Source organism: Acidovorax sp. IB03 (genome assembly GCF_016406015.1).
Lineage (GTDB): Bacteria > Pseudomonadota > Gammaproteobacteria > Burkholderiales > Burkholderiaceae_C > Acidovorax > Acidovorax temperans.
In genome coordinates, this window is the sequence record NZ_JAEFCH010000003.1 from 79,579 (window position 1) to 94,574 (window position 14,996).

Sequence of the window (14,996 nt, forward strand, 5' to 3'; positions counted from 1 at the left end):
GCCCAGCACTGAAGCGCAGCACCTCTGCAGATCGCAAAAACAACGTATCCTGAGCAAAACCCGTCCTGCCCCTCTCATCCCATGCTTGACCTGCTCATCACCCATGCCACTCTGCCCGACGGGCGCCAGAACATGTCGATTGCCGTGCAAAACGGCCGCATCACCGAAGTGACTGAAGGCCTGCAAGCCCCAGCGCATGAAACAGTGGACGCAGGCGGCCTGCTGGTGAGCCCGCCGTTTGTGGACGCGCATTTCCACATGGATTCGACCCTGAGCTACGGCCAGCCGCGTGTGAATGAAAGCGGCACCCTGCTCGAAGGCATTGCGCTGTGGGGCGAGCTCAAGCCCCAGCTCACGCACGACGACATCGTGCAGCGCGCATTGCAGTACTGCGACTGGGCCGTGGCGCGCGGGCTGCTGGCCATCCGCAGCCATGTGGACACCAGCGACCCCAGCCTGCTGCCGGTGCAGGCCCTGCTGGATGTGAAGCAGCGCGTGGCACCTTACCTGGACTTGCAACTGGTGGCCTTTCCGCAAGACGGCGTGCTGCGCCGCCAGGGCGGGCTGGACAACCTGAAGCGGGCACTGGACATGGGCGTGGATGTGGTGGGCGGTATTCCGCACTTCGAACGCACCATGGCACAAGGCGCCGAGAGCGTAAAAATCCTCTGCGAACTGGCCGCGAAGCTGGCCAAGCGCGTGGACATGCACTGCGACGAAAGCGACGACCCGCATTCGCGCCACGTCGAGACCCTGGCCTTTGAAACCCAGCGCCTGGGCCTGCACGGCCGCGTCACGGGCTCGCACCTCACCTCCATGCACAGCATGGACAACTACTACGTGAGCAAACTCATCCCGTTGATGTGTGAGGCCGACCTGGGCGTGGTGGCCAACCCGCTCATCAACATCACCCTGCAAGGCCGCCACGACACCTACCCCAAGCGCCGGGGCATGACCCGCGTGCCCGAGCTGATGGCCGCAGGCCTGACGGTGGCTTATGGCCACGACTGCGTGCTCGACCCCTGGTACAGCGGCGGCAGCGGCGACATGCTGGAGGCCGCGCACATGGGCCTGCATGTGGGCCAGATGACCAGCCAGGCGGGCATGCGCCAGTGCTTTGATGCGGTGACCGTGAACCCTGCCCGCCTGCTGGGCTTGGAGGGCTACGGCCTGGCCCCCGGCTGCCACGCGGACTTTGTGCTGCTGCATGCGCGCAACCCGGCAGAAGCCATTCGCCTGCGGGCCGCGCGCTTGGGCGTATGGCGGCGCGGCAAGCGCGTAGCGAGCCAGCCCGCGCCCACGGCAGCTTTGAACCTGCCTGGGCGGCCCGGTAACGTGGACTTTATGTAAAAATCGGCTCCAGCGCTTATCCTGCAAGCGCAAGCAGCTACCAAATCAATAGCAACCTCAATAGCAATGGGCGCGCAAGATCAAGCCATCTGCGAGATAGTCTTGCGAAAGCGCGCCAGCGCCAGGGCAAACAGCACGGCGCCGATGGCCAACAGCCACACCAGCGACGACCACACCACCGACAACCCCGCGCCCCGGTACAGGATGGCCTGAGACAGCTCGGTGAAATGCGTGGTGGGGGCCAGAGACATCACGTACTGCACCCACAGCGGCATGCTCTCGCGCGGGGTCACGCCGCCTGAGAGCATTTCCAGCGGCATCATGGTCAGCACCATCAACAGGCCAAACTGCGGCATGCTGCGCGCCAGGGTGGCCATGTAGATGCCCATGGACGTGGTGGCAAACAGGTGCAGCACCGTGCCCAGCAAAAACAGCGGTATCGAGCCTTCAATCGGCACCCCAATCGCCCAGCGGATCACCACGGTGAGCGACACCCAGGTGGCCACCAGCACCACCAGCGCCATGGCCCACACTTTGGCCAGCATGATCTCGGCCGGGGTGACGGGCATGACGAGCAAGTGCTCCACGGTGCCGTGCTCGCGCTCGCGGATCAACGCCGCACCGGTGAGGATGATGGAGAGCATGGTGACGATGTTGATCAGCTCCATCACCGAGCCAAACCACGCAGGCGTCAAAGCCGGGTTGAACCGGGCGCGCACGGCCAGATCAATGGCAGGCGCAGGCACAGACCGGTAGCGCTGCACAAACTCGGCCACCTCCAGCTGAACGATCTGCTGCACCGCACCGTTGGATGTGAAGGCCTGCATCATGCGCGTGGCGTCCATGTTGAGCTGCACGCGCGGCACCTTGCCTGCCAGCACATCGCGCTGGAAGTTGGGCGGTATGTGCAGCACCAGCGTGTAGCGGCCGGCGTCCAGGCCAGGGTCCACATCCTGCGGGGCAATCAGGTCGGGCCCCACAAACTGCGGCGCAAAAAAGGCGGTGGCAATGCGCTGCGAGAGGGTGGACACATCCTCGTCCACGATGGCGATGGGCACGTGGTTCAGCGTCTCTGGCTGGGCCTTGCCTGCACTGTAGACCGCCAGCGTGGTGGTGTAGACGATGAGGACCAGCATCATCGGGTCGCGCCACAGGCTCCACAGCTCTTTGATGCCCAGACGGAAGATGGTGGCGCAGCGCGCCCACAGCGTGGCCGTGCGGCTGCGGGCGTGTGAAGGTGCAGACGAAGGGCTTACGGGCATGTCAGCTCTCCTGTTTGCGCAGCAGCGCAATCGCGGTGCCGATGATGACGGGGGCCGAGATCGCCAGCGCCCAGAACTCGGGCTGCAGGTCTTGCAGCGACAGCGCCTTGCTGAACACGCCCCGGCTGATGGTGAACATGTGGCTGGCCGGGTAAACCTCGCCAATCCACCGGGCCACGCCCACCAGCGACGACACAGGGTTGATGAGCCCGGCAAACTGCACGGCCGGGATCAGCGTGCCCACCATGGCAAAGAACATGGCCGCAATCTGGCTGCGCGTGACGGTGGACGCCAGCAACCCCATGCCGGTGGAGCACAGACTGAAAAGCAGCGCCGCCCCCGTCAGCGTGGCAAAGCTGCCCGTGATGGGCGTGCCAAACACTGTGACGGCCGCCAGCGCCATGAGCCCAAAGTTGAGCATGGCCAGCGCCACATAGGGCAGTTGCTTGCCCAGCATAAATTCGGTGCGCGTGGTGGGCGTGACGTACAGGTTGATGATGGAGCCCATTTCCTTCTCACGCACCACCGCCAAGGCAGTGAGCATGGCGGGCAGCATGAGCAGCAGCAGCGGGATGACCGCAGGCACCATGGCGGGCAGGCTGCGCACATCGGGGTTGTAGCGGTAGCGGGTTTCTACCTCCAGCAAGGCCGTGGGGGCCACGCCGGTGCGGCTGCGCACCGCATCGACCAGCCACTGTTGGTGCATGCCCTGCACGTAGCCCAGCACGGTCTGTGCGCGCTGGGGCATGGCACCGTCTACCCAGGCGGCAATCTGCACAGGCTTGCCCCGCTCTACATCGCGGCCAAAGCCAGGCGGGATCTCGATGGCCAGCGACAGCTCGCCCGATCGCATGCGCCGGTCCAGCTCGGCGTATTCGACCAGCGGTGGGCGCTCTACAAAATAGCGCGAACCCGACAGGTTGAGCGCATAGGCGCGGCTGGTGGCCGTCTGGTCGCGGTCCAGCACTGCAAAGCGCAGGCTCTCCACATCCATGCTGATGCCGTAGCCCATCACAAACATCAGCAGCAGCGAGCCCAGCAGGGCCAGGGCGCTGCGCACCGGGTCGCGCCGCAGCTCCAGCGCCTCGCGCCACTGGGTGCTGTAGATACGAACCAGGCTGTGGCGCAAGCGGGTGGCCCAGCCAGCACGCGCGGGCGCAGCTTGCAGCACGGGTGTTGCTGCAGAGGCCGCCGGCGTTGGCACATCAGCCTCCTGCTCTGCCGGGCTTGGGCTGCCTGCGGCCTCTTGCAGGTAACCAATGAATGCTTCTTCCAGCGTGGCCGCCCCACGCTGGGCCACGATGTCTGCCGGGGCAGCACTGGTCAGCACCCGGCCTGCATGCATGAGCGAGATGCGGTCGCAGCGCTCGGCTTCGTTCATGAAGTGGGTGGAGATGAAGATGGTGACCTTGTCGCGCCGGGCCAGCTCCACCATCAGCCGCCAGAAGTTGTCGCGCGCAATCGGGTCCACGCCCGAGGTGGGCTCATCCAGGATCAGCAGCTCGGGCTGGTGCACCATGGCCACGGCCAGCGACAGGCGCTGGCGCATGCCCAGCGGCAATTGCATGGGCAAGGTGCTGCGTGCGGCCTGCAGGTCAAACCGTTCCAGCATGGTCTGCACGCGCTGGGGCACCTCGGCCTCTGGCACATGGAACAGGCGGGCGTGCAGCACCAGGTTTTGCTCTACCGACAACTCGCTGTACAGCGAGAACGCCTGCGACATATAGCCCACACGGCGGCGCGTGGCCATGTCCTTAGGGTCTACCGGCTGGCCAAACAACCAGGCCTTGCCGTCTGTGGCGGGCAGCAGGCCGGTGAGCATCTTCATGGTGGTGGACTTGCCGCACCCATTGCTGCCCAAAAAACCAAAAATCTCGCCGCGCTGGATGCGAAAGCTCACATGGTCCACCGCCACAAAGTCGCCAAACTGCATGGTCAGGCCCTGGGCTTCGATGGCGATTTCTGCCGCCGCATCGGCTTGCAAGGGTGTGATGACCACGGGCTGGTGCCCGCGCCGCTTGGCCTCGGGCAGCAGGGCCACAAAGGCGGCTTCCAGGCTGGCGTGGCCGGTGCGCTGCATCAGCTCGGCAGGCGTGCCCGTGGCCAGAATGCGGCCTTCGTCCATGGCCACCAGCCAGTCAAAGCGCTGGGCTTCTTCCATGTAGGCCGTGGCCACCAGCACGCTCATGCCGGGGCGCCCGGAGCGGATGCGGGCGATCAAGTCCCAGAACTGGGCGCGGGCCAGCGGGTCCACGCCGGTGGTGGGCTCGTCCAGGATGAGCAGGTCCGGGTCGTGGATGAGCGCGCAGCACAGGGCCAGCTTCTGCTTCATGCCGCCCGAGAGCTTGCCTGCGGGCCGTGCCAGAAACGGGTGCAGCCCGGTGCTGCGGGTCAGGTCGTCAATGCGGCGGCGGCGCTCGGCCGTGTCGTGGCCAAACAGGCGGCCAAAGAACTGCAGGTTTTCTTCCACCGACAGCGTGGGGTACAGGTTTTTGCCCAGGCCCTGCGGCATGTAGGCAATGCGCGGGCACACCTCATCGCGGTGGCGGCCATCGGCCATGTCACCGCCCAGCACCTGCACCTGCCCTTGCTGCACGGCGCGGGCCCCGGCAACCAGGGCCATCAGGCTCGATTTGCCCACCCCGTCCGGCCCGATCAGGCCCACCATGCGGGCTGCAGGCACTTCCAGATCGATGTCTTCCAGCGCCACCGTGGCGCCGTAGCGCTGGCTGACGCCCGTGAGGGTGACGACGGGTGCGGTCACTGTGCGGCCTTGGGGGCTGCGGTTTGCAGGCTGTCCTTCACAGCCAGTTGCTGGGGCCAGGTGGCGTTCGGGTCAATGCGCAGCCAGGCCACGCCGGGCAGGCCGGTCTTGACCTGTTCGCGGTGGCGTACCAACAGCTCCTTGGGGATTTGCGCGCGCACGCGGAACATGAGCTTTTGCCGTTCGCTGGCGGTCTCCACCGTCTTGGGGGTGAACTGCGCCGTGCTGGCAACGAACGAGACGCTGGCAGGGATCACGAAATTTGGTGCGGCGTCGAGCACGATGCGCACTTCGCTGCCCAGCGCCACGCGGCCTGCCACGGTTTCGGGCAGAAAGAAGGTCATGTACACATCGGTCAAATCGGCCAACTGCAGCACGCGGGCACCTGCGCCCACCACCTCGCCGGGCTGCACCACGCGGAACTGCACGCGGCCATCGCGCGGGGCCTTGAGTTCACTGTCGGCCAACTCCACGTCGATGCGGGCCAGCGTGGCCTGCAGCGCGCGCACATTGGCCTCGGCACTGGTCACCTGGGTGCGGGCGGCACTGATGCCCGCCTGCGCGGCCTTGGCCTGCGACTGAGCTGCTGTCAGGGCGGCTTGCAGGCTGCGCACCTTGGCACGGTCGTCATCGAGCAATTGGGTGGAAAAGAAACCGTCGCGCGCAAGTTGTTCAGAGCGTGGCAGGCGCCGCTTGGCGGTATCCAGATCGCTGTCGCGCTGCGCTACCACCGCCAGGGCCGACTGGTAATCGCTCTCGCGCTGGGCCACCTGCACCTGGGCACTGCTCACAGCCAGCTGGGCCTGCTGCAGGCGGGCCATGGCCTCGTCGCGCTGGGCCTGCAGGCTGTCGATCTGCATGCGGGCCACGGGCTGGCCAGCTTTCACAAAGTCGCCCTCGCCCACGAGGATGTCGAGCACCCTGCCCGCTTGCTTGGTGGCGACGGCCACCTCCGTGGCTTCAATGCGGCCGTTGCCGCTGACAAATCCCTCGCCGGGCCCCTGGGTCTTCCAGGGCGCCCAATACACCAGCCCTGCAGCCAGTACCGCCAGCAGCACCACTGCGGCAGCAAAGGTCTTGAGCTTCTTGTTCATGCTTCCTCCTTGTGGCCTTCACCGCACGCCGCTGGGCCAGTGCGCAAGAACACGCATCGGGTGAAGCCTTGAAGCAGTCAATGCTATGCCATCCGCATGACAAGCCAGGGAGCCGGGCGCGCATCAATTGACCTGCATCAATGCTCATGGCGCCTGGAGTGAAGAGACAGCTTGGCGGCACCAGGCAGTGGCTATACACATCAAAATGGGCTCTAGCGCTCTATAGCAAAGCGCCAATAGCTACATTTTTAATAGCAAAAAGAGAAAGGCGACTCCACCGCCCCTCCCACTGCGAGGCGCCCCGTTCGCAAGCGCCCTAGATTGGCACTGGAGACGCCACCACTTCGACGCGGTTGCGCCCGTTTTGCTTGGCCAGGTACATGGCCGCATCCGCACGCTTGAGCACTGTCTCGGCGGAATCACCGCGCGTGCACAGGGCTACCCCGATGCTCACCGTGACGGGAATGGCGTGGTGGTCCGCACGCAAAGGCTGGCTTTCCACCAAGGCACGCAGGCGCTCGGCTACCGCTTCGGCGCCCGGCCCATCGGCGTTGGGTAGAAAAATGGCGAATTCCTCACCGCCCAGCCGGCCCATCACGTCTTCCTTGCGCAGGCACTGCTGGGCCAGGGCCACAAACTGGCGCAGCACATCCTCCCCCCCCGCCATGACCCCAGGTGTCGTTGATTTTCTTGAAGTGGTCGAGGTCCAGCGCCAGCACGGGCAGCCCCTGGCGCGTGCGCTGGGCGTTGCTGATGGCCTTGTCCAGCAGCGTGAGGTAGGCGCGGCGATTGAACACGTTGGTCAGCGAGTCCATTTCCGCCAGATGGCGCAGTTCTGTGGTGACGTGTTCGTTGGTCAGCAGCAAGGTCCCGAAGGCGATCATCACCAAGGCCACGGTCGATTCCAGCGCCACATACTGCGAAATCCGCTGCGCCATGTCGGACCCGGCATCCGCCGCGCTGGCCAGACCAAAAAGCGCCGGACGGAGCAGTAGAAATGCGCCATGAAAACCGACCATGGCCGCAAAAATGTAGCGGGCGGGCACCTTGTTGAAGCCACCCCGCGCCAAGGTCACCGCCGTGAGCAGGAAGTACACCCCACCCACCAAACCCGAAAGCACAAAGCGCGCTACCGGATGGGGATGCCCCACGGCGAAATACACCGCCAATGCCACCACCGCAACAATCGCTGCCGTTGCATATCCATGGTGTGGCAGGCCGCAGCCCCAGGTAGACGCGACCGCCCAGAAAACAGCAATACGCCGCAACTGCAATGCCTGCCTGGGCCAGCACCACAGAAAGCACCAAGGGCATGTGCTCGCGCACCAGCAGGTTGGCACCAAAAACGGAGGCGCTCAAAAATGAAAGCACCCAAAAACCCAGCCCAGGAATGTGCCTGTTGAACCGCCACACCAAATGCAGCACAGCGGTGACCAGCGCCGCGAGGATGGCGGCAAGGGCAATAAGGGTGGGACTGTGCACTGCAGGAGGGCGTGAGGCGCCGGTTTGGGAGCGAGCGAAGTAGCAAAAACCGCTGGCGTGTAGCCGGGAGTCGAGCAGCCACCACCAACAAACCGCCGACAGGTTTTTCAGAACATGCCGCCGAAATGACTTTTAAATGTTAACCTGCCCGGCTACATACCAAAGCACGGCACAGAGATTTTTATACCCTGCGCAGTGGCGCGAACCAGACACCGAAGCGTCAGGTCTGCGACCACAACGCGGCACAGCACACGACCACGCCGTCAGCCAGCGACGTGGCACTCCCGACGCAACAGCGCCAATGCGTCGTGCAGTTGGTAGTCCATATCGCTGGTCAAGGTCCTGGTCGCCTCTTGAACAAAACCGTTCCACAGCGCCAGGTAATCGTCTTGGTACACGCCAGGCGCGTGGGCCTGAATGAACTCAGCCGCCAATGGGGGCTGCCACCCATGCTTGCGAATGCGGCGCACCAGGCTGGCTGCAGCTTTTTCGGTGAGCAGCGTCTTCTTCGGAACCCCAGCAGCCACGCACAAGAACAGCGTGAGCAGCGAATGCTCATCGTCGTTGCCTTGTGTGGTCTTGGTCCATAGCTTGCTGGCGGGCTGCGGTGGCTCTGCAGCTTCGTCCAGTGCATCCAGGCTGCGGTGGTAGCTATCGACCTCGGCCAAGGGGTCGTCCAGCAGAAAGTACCGCGCGCGAAAGGCCCCCATGGGACGCAGCAAATTGCGCAGCGGCACAGCCGCATCCAGGAGCTTGGGCAAGTCGGCCAGCACTGCCGGACACTGTGCCTGAACCACCGGGCGCATGTCTGCAGGCAGGCCTGGGGGCAAACGCAGCGCGGTGGGTGCTGGCTGCTTTTTCTTGCGCAGTGCTGTCACCAGTTTTTCGAAACCTACCGTGTGCGGCCATTCGCCAGCAGCCATCGCGCTCGGGGCCAGGGCCTGCATCAGGAGGCCGGTGCGGATGACAGCTTCTGCATCCGCCCCGGCAGACTCCAGCTCGTCCGTGTCCAGGTCAAACTGTTCAGCCAGCCACTGGGCCGCCGTGATGGCCTGGGCCATCTGGCTGCGCCGCGCCAGTTCGGCCTGGTATTCCGCATGGCTGCGAAGCGTCCAGACGGCCAGCAGTGCAGTCTGCGCATCGTCGTAACCCGCCATGCCGAAATTGCTGCTCTCGGGCATGGCGATCAGCTTTTTGAGCATGTCGGACCCGCCTTTGGAACGCGACAGCAACGAGTTGTCGCGCAGCGACACAGCGGCCTTGTCGAGGTCGCCACCCGTGGTCTCCAGCAGGTAGAGGCTGATCATGTTGACCATGCGGTCCCGCGCTTTTTCGAGTTCAGGGCGCAGAAACTCGCTTCCAAAGTACCGGGCGATCTGCACGATGCCCTTGGGCGCATCGGCATTGATGGCGGCAAGCCGCTCTGCGTCGATGATGCCGCGACGCACGCCATGGGCCAGCACCTTGTCGAAGAACGGGCGTGCGTCGTGCAGTTGCAGTGCGTTGCCCGCTGGCACAGCGCTGGAATCGGTGGTTTCAGGCATGGCTTGGTTCGCAGGCCCGTTCAAATGGCAGATTCTTCATCAGACACGCGGGCCGCGGGTGTGGCCTTGCCGCGGTCGGTCTCGCTGGTCTCAAACTTGCCGTCGTCTTCTTCCGCGGGCTCTTCGGCGTCGTCCAACCCCAGATCAAAGGCCCGCGCCTTGGCCCGCAGCACCAGCAAGGTCTCAATGAACAGGTCGCGGCATTCATAGCGCAGCAACCAGGCCATTTGCATCCAGTCGCCATCAGCCACTTCGTCGAGCTCCACGCGGGGCTGCACATAGCCCGACGCCAGGAGCTCGTCATCGCTCAGCGTGGGGCCATAGTCCTCGGTGGCATCAAACGTGCCGGTGCGGGCAAAGGCTTCCAGTCGGCTCCACTTCTCTGCGAAGTAATTGGCCAGGGCCTCGGCCCCGCCCTCCAGGTTGCCAATCGCGTTCAAAAACTCCACCGGGTCTGCATCGTCGCGGAACACCACGGCGTTGACCATGTTGCGCAGGTGTGTGTGGGTCAGGTCCTTGTATTGCTTTTCAAGCACCATGGCCCGCGCGAATTGCTCGGGGGTGACCAGCAGGTTCACTACGGAGGCCTTGGAGTCGTCGTATTCGCGCATGACGGCCAAGATGTCTTTGGGCTCCAGCTGATCCAGCACGACCATCAGGGCGTTATCGCCTTCGGTGTCTGCCAACTCGGCCAGGGCAGACTCGGCGCCCACGATGTCGCCTGCAGCAATGAGACTGGTAGTTTTGGTGATGAGGGCCAGGTGATTGCTCATGGATGTCGGTGCATTGGTTGGGGAATGGATCAGTCTTTGCGCTCAAAGCCCACGTCGGCCAGCCAGTTTGCGCTGGCTTCTTCGCGGCTGCGGCTGTCGTGTGGTTCCACGACATCGTCTGCACTCAGTGCGTCGTAGTCATCGTCGTGCTCGCGGTCGTCTACATCGTCCTCATCACCTTCAGCATCTGCCTCGCCACCCACAGCCGAACCCGCAAACCTGGCCTGCTGTAAATACTCCAAACCGGCAGCGATCACCATGAAACGGTCGCCACCTGGCTCTGCAAGCACCGTCTTGGCCAGCGCTGCTGCCCAGGGCTCCAGGGAGATGCAAGTGCTCAGGCTTTCCCACGGTGGCAGATGGTCTTGCCCCACAGCCAGCGCCTGTTCCAGCGGAGCAGCGCGGGTGAAGCGAAAACCTTGGTGGAAGACCACAGCCACCATCTCCGGGGCCAGCTCCATCATCTTGACCAAGAAGCCGATCTCCGAACGCTTTTGGGCCAGCCGCTTGCGCAGCACATCCTTGCCTTCGGAGTCTTGGGTCAGGTCATCAATCTCGGCCTGATAAGCCGAGCGCAGGTCATGGAAAAAAGGGGAGATTTTCACGGGGCAAGAATGTTGTGGGTGTAGGTTTGCCAGATTTCCTGGGCGGTCTGCAGAGGGTCGTCCAGCAGGTTGCGTCGGCGGTTATCGTCATAGGCTTGGCGAGCGGCCTCGTCCGAGAGCACCTCATAAGCCTTTTGCACGGCAGCGAAGCGCTGAGCGGCATCCGGGGCGTCGTTCTTGTCCGGGTGATAGAAAGAGGCCTTTTGCCGAAAGGCTTTTTTGATATCTGCCAACGAAGCATGGGCCGCCAGCCCCAAAGCAGAGTAGTGATCGGTCATGGTTCTGTCTGTGTGAATACCCAGGGCGGTTGCTTGAGGCCCTGGGGCAAATCGTGCGCACTGCACTCATCAGGCGCTCTTGCCCCGGGCGAAAAATGGGGGCCGCACACTTGAAATCAAGTGCGCGGCGCAGCCTCTTGAAAACCCGGAAGCTTGAAAAAGCTGGAATCAGCCCGCCAGGCTGACAAAGACGTTTTGCACGTCGTCATTGGCATCAATGGCAGCCAGAAAGCTCTCCACCTCTTCCAGCTGCTCTGCCGTGAGATTCGCTGGATTGACAGGGTTCTTGGGCTTGTAGCCCAGCTTGGCAGACAACACGGTGAAGCCTTGGGCTGGCAGTGCACGGCTGACCAGATCCAGATCCGTGGGATCCGTCCAGAACATGGTGACGCCCTCTTCGTCACCGGCTTCAAAGTCCTGGGCTCCCGCTTCAATCGCTGCAAGCTCGGGGTCGGCGTCAGGACGAGCGGGCTCAGCTTCAATCATGCCCACATGGTTGAAATCCCACGCCACGGAACCCGAGGTGCCCAACTGCCCTTTGCGAAACAGCACCCGCATTTCAGGCGCGGTGCGATTCACGTTGTCGGTCAGGCACTCAACCATCACAGCCACTTGATGCGGAGCGAACCCTTCGTAAATCACGCGCTCGTAGCTCACCGCATCAGCGCCTGTACCCGAACCCTTCTTGATGGCGCGCTCCAGCGTGTCTTTGGGCATGGAAGCCTTGCGGGCCTGCTCGACCACCAAGCGCAAGCGAGAATTGGTAGCAGGGTCTGCCCCACCACGCGCAGCTACAGTGATTTCCTTGACCAGCTTGCCAAACAGCTTGCCTTTGGCATCAGCCACCAGTGCCTTGCCCTTTGCTTTCCACTGCGCGCCCATGGTGCTTCTCTTTCTTTGTGTTGTAGCGCGCTCAGGCGCCCTGTTTTGTCATTGATATGTGTTGTGCAGGTGTCTTGCACCCTGAGGGAAGACAGACACCGGCGACCGCATATTTTCGTTGATTTGACGAGCCGCCCCGCGAGGGCTACTTTGCTGCTCCGAAGCAGGCTCTATGTAAGCAATATCCAAGGGGAGGAAATACCCTGTGATTGATTGTCATGAAGCACGAGTTCACGCAACATCGCTGCGCCAATCTCGGCACCCAAAAGTAATCACAACATGAAAAAAATTCTCGTTCTTGCCTTCGCTCTCGCACTGTCACCAGCCCTCATGGCGAAGGGGTTGCACCACAGCCCGAAAGTACACGCTGTGCAAAAAAGCTCACAAATGAAGCCATCCCACAACGCCAGCCGCAGCAAGGCGAAACCAACAAGTCACAAGCGAACTGCAAAGCCCCAGTCCAAACGCGCCAGTGTCAAAAAATAACGAGACTGCTGGAGCATGAGTCTCGGGTGGCCGCCTGTTGCAACCATGGGCGGCTACCCTGCTAGATAATTCACGAGAGCAAAAAAACAAAACCCACTGCTTTTACAAGCAGCGGGTTTGAAGCCGATGGGCTAAATTGGGTGGTAGGACGTACAAGATTCGAACTTGTGACCAACGGATTAAAAGGCCACAACAGCCTTTTAAAATCAACCACTTACCAACTTGCTACCAATTGCGCTACCCAAGACCCCGCAAACATAGGCTAATTTTACAAGCCGCGGCTACGGCAGGGGGACCGTTGCCGTATTGCGAATCTTGAGGCCCAGCGCCGGCGCGATCAGCGCGCGGTCATTGGCAATCACAGCTTTCAGGGTGCGGACTTCATCAGCGTGTTTCTCAGCAGCTCCTGCGAATTCTTCCGCCTGGCCATCAGCTTCTCGGTATAGAACCCCGAGGGTGGCGGCTCGATCCCGGCAATGCTGGAGGGCAGCGGCAAGGCTTTGGGCTTCTCGCCCACCACAGGTGGCGGCAAATTCTGTGACTTGCTGGCGCAGCCGCTCACCATCAGCAGCGGCAGCAGCAAGGCGAGCAAGGCGGCGCTTTTCTTGGGCATCGTGGGCATCGGCAATCTCCTGTTGGTTGCGGGCGTGGATCTCACCCTTGCGGAAGGTTTCGCGGGCATCATCCAGAGCGATGCGGTGGCGCTCCGACTCTTGCGCTGCGTGGGTGGCGTTGAGCTTGGCCACGGCGGCATCCATCTGCGCGCCCTGGTAGAACCAGGCGGCAGCAGCGGCCACCGCCGCAGCGATCAGGTGGGTGATGAGGGTGAGGTTCATATGCCAGCTCCGCACTTCTTGGTTTCGTCGGCGCGGCGGTTGGCCAGGCCCTGCACGAACGTGAAAACCTTCTTGCCGGTCTTGGGGTCGATGTAGCTGGTGAAACTCCACACCACAGTGCCGTCATCCCCCCGGCTGATCCGCTGGCAACCGCGCTCCCACTCGCCACGGTTCCATGCGGCCATAGCTCCACTTCCGCAGGTGGCGCTGGCGCCAAAGTTCCATGCGTGGCTGCTGGCCATATCGAGGACGCTGGGCGGTGGCAGGCGTTTGAAGCAGGCCAGCACCGCACGCTGCACACGCTCCAGGGCGTTGGATTCCTCCACTACGCACTGTTCCTCTGTCCAGCGCTCGCCCACGATGATGGGGGTGCTGGTGACGTGGCGGGTGAGCCCGTTGCAGACGGTGGGGATGCCGCCCGCCAGCTTGTCGGGGTAGACCACCAGCACCCTGGCCTTGCCGCTTTCCCATTTCTGCAGGTGTTCGATCAGCTGCGGCGACAAAAGGGTGACAAAGCCGCCCAGGGCGGCCACCCAGATCACTTTGGGTTGGATTCTCTTTTCGCTCATAGCGCTGGCCTCGCCAGAATGATGATGCCCACCCAGTAATGCGCCGGTGGCTCGTGTTCCGGGTGAGGGACGATCCTCACTTGGGCTTCCACTACCTTGCCGTCAGGGCGCCGGAAAAAAACCAGACTCTCAAAAGACCGGTGCTGCAGCGTCGCTTCAGTGAACCCAGCCTTGTATCCAGGGTTCAGGGCCGCTGTAGCGAAGCGTTGGTACCCGAAGCCAAGCAACTCGTCGCGCCCACACCCCACGAGCCGCGCATAGGCCGTGTTGACGTTCAGATTTCCGCCGTCATCCCCACAGATAAAGCGGGGCGTAGGGTCCAACTCCATCTCCCCGTGCACCATCGCGCTTATGGTGCCTAGTACGTGGTTCTGATCGTTAAGTGTCTTGGAGTGCTCTTCCAGTAGACCCACCGTTTTGGCGCCTTGGCCCACGACGGACTCCAGCAGCACTGACATGGCGTCCATGCGCGACGGCAGCTCTTCAAGCGTTGTGCGCCGCGCCCTACGCGCTGCCATCCGAGTTGAGATCCACTTGTATCGCTTCTGCGCCCCCAAAGCAGCGCCACCCAAACCACCGGCGGCGGCGATGATGATTTGCGTGAGGTCGATGGACTGCAATGCGGCGCGGAGTTTTTCGATCATTTCTGCCCCCGCCGCGCCATGGCGCCGATGGTTTCGTTCTTCATGTCTTCATGCCGTAACGGCAACCTCTTGCTTTTTCGTGGTGGCATTGACCTGTCGCTGTGCTGTCATCGCCACCACAGACAAAGGCTCAGTCCGCGCGCTGATCTCTCTCAGCATCGTGACCACGGACACATCGAGCGTGAAATCACGCAGGCCCACTCGCACCATGGCGTTGCTGCTGACGTTGATCGTGGCACCAGCTTCTGCGCGCACCTGCATGCGTGCTGTGCAGCCCGTCAGGTCGATAGGCACGCCTGTGGCCTTGACGCTCCACCGAAGGCGCTTGCGAAAGGTGGCGCCCTGGTAGATCGTGAATTTGAGTTTGGCCGGCTTGGTCATGGCGATGCAGTTTTCCCCTTATCAGGCTCGGCGTCGAACCTGACCG

General features: G+C 62.9%; 16 protein-coding genes. 2 read left to right on the plus strand and 14 right to left on the minus strand.

Annotated elements, in window-relative coordinates; all coding sequences use genetic code 11:
- The first annotated feature begins 81 nt into the window (after positions 1 to 81).
- Positions 82 to 1,350, plus strand: coding sequence for an amidohydrolase family protein (locus tag IHV84_RS02530; protein ID WP_198845673.1), 1,269 nt, complete (start codon positions 82 to 84; stop codon positions 1,348 to 1,350).
- 80 nt (positions 1,351 to 1,430) lie between these two features.
- On the opposite strand, the gene IHV84_RS02535 is transcribed toward IHV84_RS02530, so the two are convergent.
- The 10 genes from IHV84_RS02535 to IHV84_RS02575 form a co-directional block, all read right to left on the minus strand.
- Positions 1,431 to 2,612 carry an ABC transporter permease gene (locus IHV84_RS02535; RefSeq protein ID WP_198845674.1) on the minus strand — a complete coding sequence of 394 codons (1,182 nt, stop codon included), beginning with the start codon at positions 2,610 to 2,612 and terminating at the stop codon, positions 1,431 to 1,433.
- A 1-nt stretch (position 2,613) separates the two neighbouring features.
- Entirely contained in the window at positions 2,614 to 5,376 is a 2,763-nt protein-coding gene (rbbA, locus tag IHV84_RS02540) for a ribosome-associated ATPase/putative transporter RbbA (protein WP_198845675.1), read from the minus strand.
- On the minus strand, positions 5,373 to 6,470 hold the full coding sequence (locus IHV84_RS02545; protein WP_198845676.1) for an HlyD family secretion protein: 1,098 nt from the start codon (positions 6,468 to 6,470) through the stop codon (positions 5,373 to 5,375). Before IHV84_RS02545 ends, rbbA begins: the two co-directional genes overlap by 4 nt.
- A 316-nt stretch (positions 6,471 to 6,786) precedes the next feature.
- Positions 6,787 to 7,119 (minus strand): GGDEF domain-containing protein, encoded by a 333-nt coding sequence (locus IHV84_RS20255; protein WP_370541164.1) that lies wholly within the window; start codon positions 7,117 to 7,119, stop codon positions 6,787 to 6,789.
- Positions 7,046 to 7,738: a GGDEF domain-containing protein gene (locus IHV84_RS20260; protein WP_233099662.1), complete on the minus strand. Its 693-nt coding sequence runs from the start codon at positions 7,736 to 7,738 to the stop codon at positions 7,046 to 7,048. The genes IHV84_RS20255 and IHV84_RS20260 overlap by 74 nt, the downstream gene beginning before the upstream one ends.
- 477 nt (positions 7,739 to 8,215) lie before the next feature.
- Entirely contained in the window at positions 8,216 to 9,496 is a 1,281-nt protein-coding gene (locus tag IHV84_RS02555) for a hypothetical protein (protein WP_198845677.1), read from the minus strand.
- A 20-nt stretch (positions 9,497 to 9,516) separates the two neighbouring features.
- The gene (locus tag IHV84_RS02560; protein WP_066786092.1) at positions 9,517 to 10,269 is read right to left on the minus strand and encodes a hypothetical protein; all 753 of its coding nucleotides are present in this window, start codon (positions 10,267 to 10,269) and stop codon (positions 9,517 to 9,519) included.
- Between the two features lie 29 nt (positions 10,270 to 10,298).
- Entirely contained in the window at positions 10,299 to 10,874 is a 576-nt protein-coding gene (locus tag IHV84_RS02565; protein ID WP_066786090.1) for a hypothetical protein, read from the minus strand.
- Entirely contained in the window at positions 10,871 to 11,152 is a 282-nt protein-coding gene (locus IHV84_RS02570; protein ID WP_044394862.1) for a DnaJ domain-containing protein, read from the minus strand. The genes IHV84_RS02565 and IHV84_RS02570 overlap by 4 nt, the downstream gene beginning before the upstream one ends.
- A 168-nt stretch (positions 11,153 to 11,320) precedes the next feature.
- The gene (locus IHV84_RS02575; RefSeq protein WP_142080663.1) at positions 11,321 to 12,034 is read right to left on the minus strand and encodes a YebC/PmpR family DNA-binding transcriptional regulator; all 714 of its coding nucleotides are present in this window, start codon (positions 12,032 to 12,034) and stop codon (positions 11,321 to 11,323) included.
- Positions 12,035 to 12,313: 279 nt separating this feature from the next.
- Here IHV84_RS02575 and IHV84_RS02580 point away from each other — a divergent pair, with 279 nt between their 5' ends.
- Entirely contained in the window at positions 12,314 to 12,520 is a 207-nt protein-coding gene (locus IHV84_RS02580) for a hypothetical protein (RefSeq protein ID WP_157019663.1), read from the plus strand.
- A 281-nt stretch (positions 12,521 to 12,801) separates the two neighbouring features.
- Here the strand turns inward: IHV84_RS02580 and IHV84_RS02585 are convergent, their stop codons facing one another.
- Genes IHV84_RS02585 through IHV84_RS02600 form a run of 4 tightly spaced genes read right to left on the minus strand, consistent with a single transcriptional unit; the run spans position 12,802 to position 14,950 of the window.
- Positions 12,802 to 13,356, minus strand: a complete 555-nt coding sequence (locus IHV84_RS02585) for a hypothetical protein (RefSeq protein ID WP_198845678.1) — start codon at positions 13,354 to 13,356, stop codon at positions 12,802 to 12,804.
- Positions 13,353 to 13,925 carry a lysozyme gene (locus IHV84_RS02590; protein ID WP_198845679.1) on the minus strand — a complete coding sequence of 191 codons (573 nt, stop codon included), beginning with the start codon at positions 13,923 to 13,925 and terminating at the stop codon, positions 13,353 to 13,355. The genes IHV84_RS02585 and IHV84_RS02590 overlap by 4 nt, the downstream gene beginning before the upstream one ends.
- Positions 13,922 to 14,569 (minus strand): PAS domain-containing protein, encoded by a 648-nt coding sequence (locus IHV84_RS02595; RefSeq protein ID WP_198845680.1) that lies wholly within the window; start codon positions 14,567 to 14,569, stop codon positions 13,922 to 13,924. The genes IHV84_RS02590 and IHV84_RS02595 overlap by 4 nt, the downstream gene beginning before the upstream one ends.
- Before the next feature lie 48 nt (positions 14,570 to 14,617).
- Positions 14,618 to 14,950 carry a hypothetical protein gene (locus IHV84_RS02600; RefSeq protein ID WP_198845777.1) on the minus strand — a complete coding sequence of 111 codons (333 nt, stop codon included), beginning with the start codon at positions 14,948 to 14,950 and terminating at the stop codon, positions 14,618 to 14,620.
- Positions 14,951 to 14,996: the final 46 nt, after the last annotated feature.

Excerpts from the sequence above, each read along its gene's own strand:
- IHV84_RS02530 (WP_198845673.1), top strand. The coding sequence starts at position 82 with ATGCTTGACCTGCTCATCACCCATGCCACTCTGCCCGACGGGCGCCAG.
- IHV84_RS02535 (WP_198845674.1), bottom strand. The coding sequence starts at position 2,612 with ATGCCCGTAAGCCCTTCGTCTGCACCTTCACACGCCCGCAGCCGCACG.
- IHV84_RS02545 (WP_198845676.1), bottom strand. The coding sequence starts at position 6,470 with ATGAACAAGAAGCTCAAGACCTTTGCTGCCGCAGTGGTGCTGCTGGCG.
- IHV84_RS02555 (WP_198845677.1), bottom strand. The coding sequence starts at position 9,496 with ATGCCTGAAACCACCGATTCCAGCGCTGTGCCAGCGGGCAACGCACTG.
- IHV84_RS02560 (WP_066786092.1), bottom strand. The coding sequence starts at position 10,269 with ATGAGCAATCACCTGGCCCTCATCACCAAAACTACCAGTCTCATTGCT.
- IHV84_RS02570 (WP_044394862.1), bottom strand. The coding sequence starts at position 11,152 with ATGACCGATCACTACTCTGCTTTGGGGCTGGCGGCCCATGCTTCGTTG.
- IHV84_RS02575 (WP_142080663.1), bottom strand. The coding sequence starts at position 12,034 with ATGGGCGCGCAGTGGAAAGCAAAGGGCAAGGCACTGGTGGCTGATGCC.
- IHV84_RS02580 (WP_157019663.1), top strand. The coding sequence starts at position 12,314 with ATGAAAAAAATTCTCGTTCTTGCCTTCGCTCTCGCACTGTCACCAGCC.
- IHV84_RS02585 (WP_198845678.1), bottom strand. The coding sequence starts at position 13,356 with ATGAACCTCACCCTCATCACCCACCTGATCGCTGCGGCGGTGGCCGCT.
- IHV84_RS02590 (WP_198845679.1), bottom strand. The coding sequence starts at position 13,925 with ATGAGCGAAAAGAGAATCCAACCCAAAGTGATCTGGGTGGCCGCCCTG.
- IHV84_RS02595 (WP_198845680.1), bottom strand. The coding sequence starts at position 14,569 with ATGATCGAAAAACTCCGCGCCGCATTGCAGTCCATCGACCTCACGCAA.
- IHV84_RS02600 (WP_198845777.1), bottom strand. The coding sequence starts at position 14,950 with ATGACCAAGCCGGCCAAACTCAAATTCACGATCTACCAGGGCGCCACC.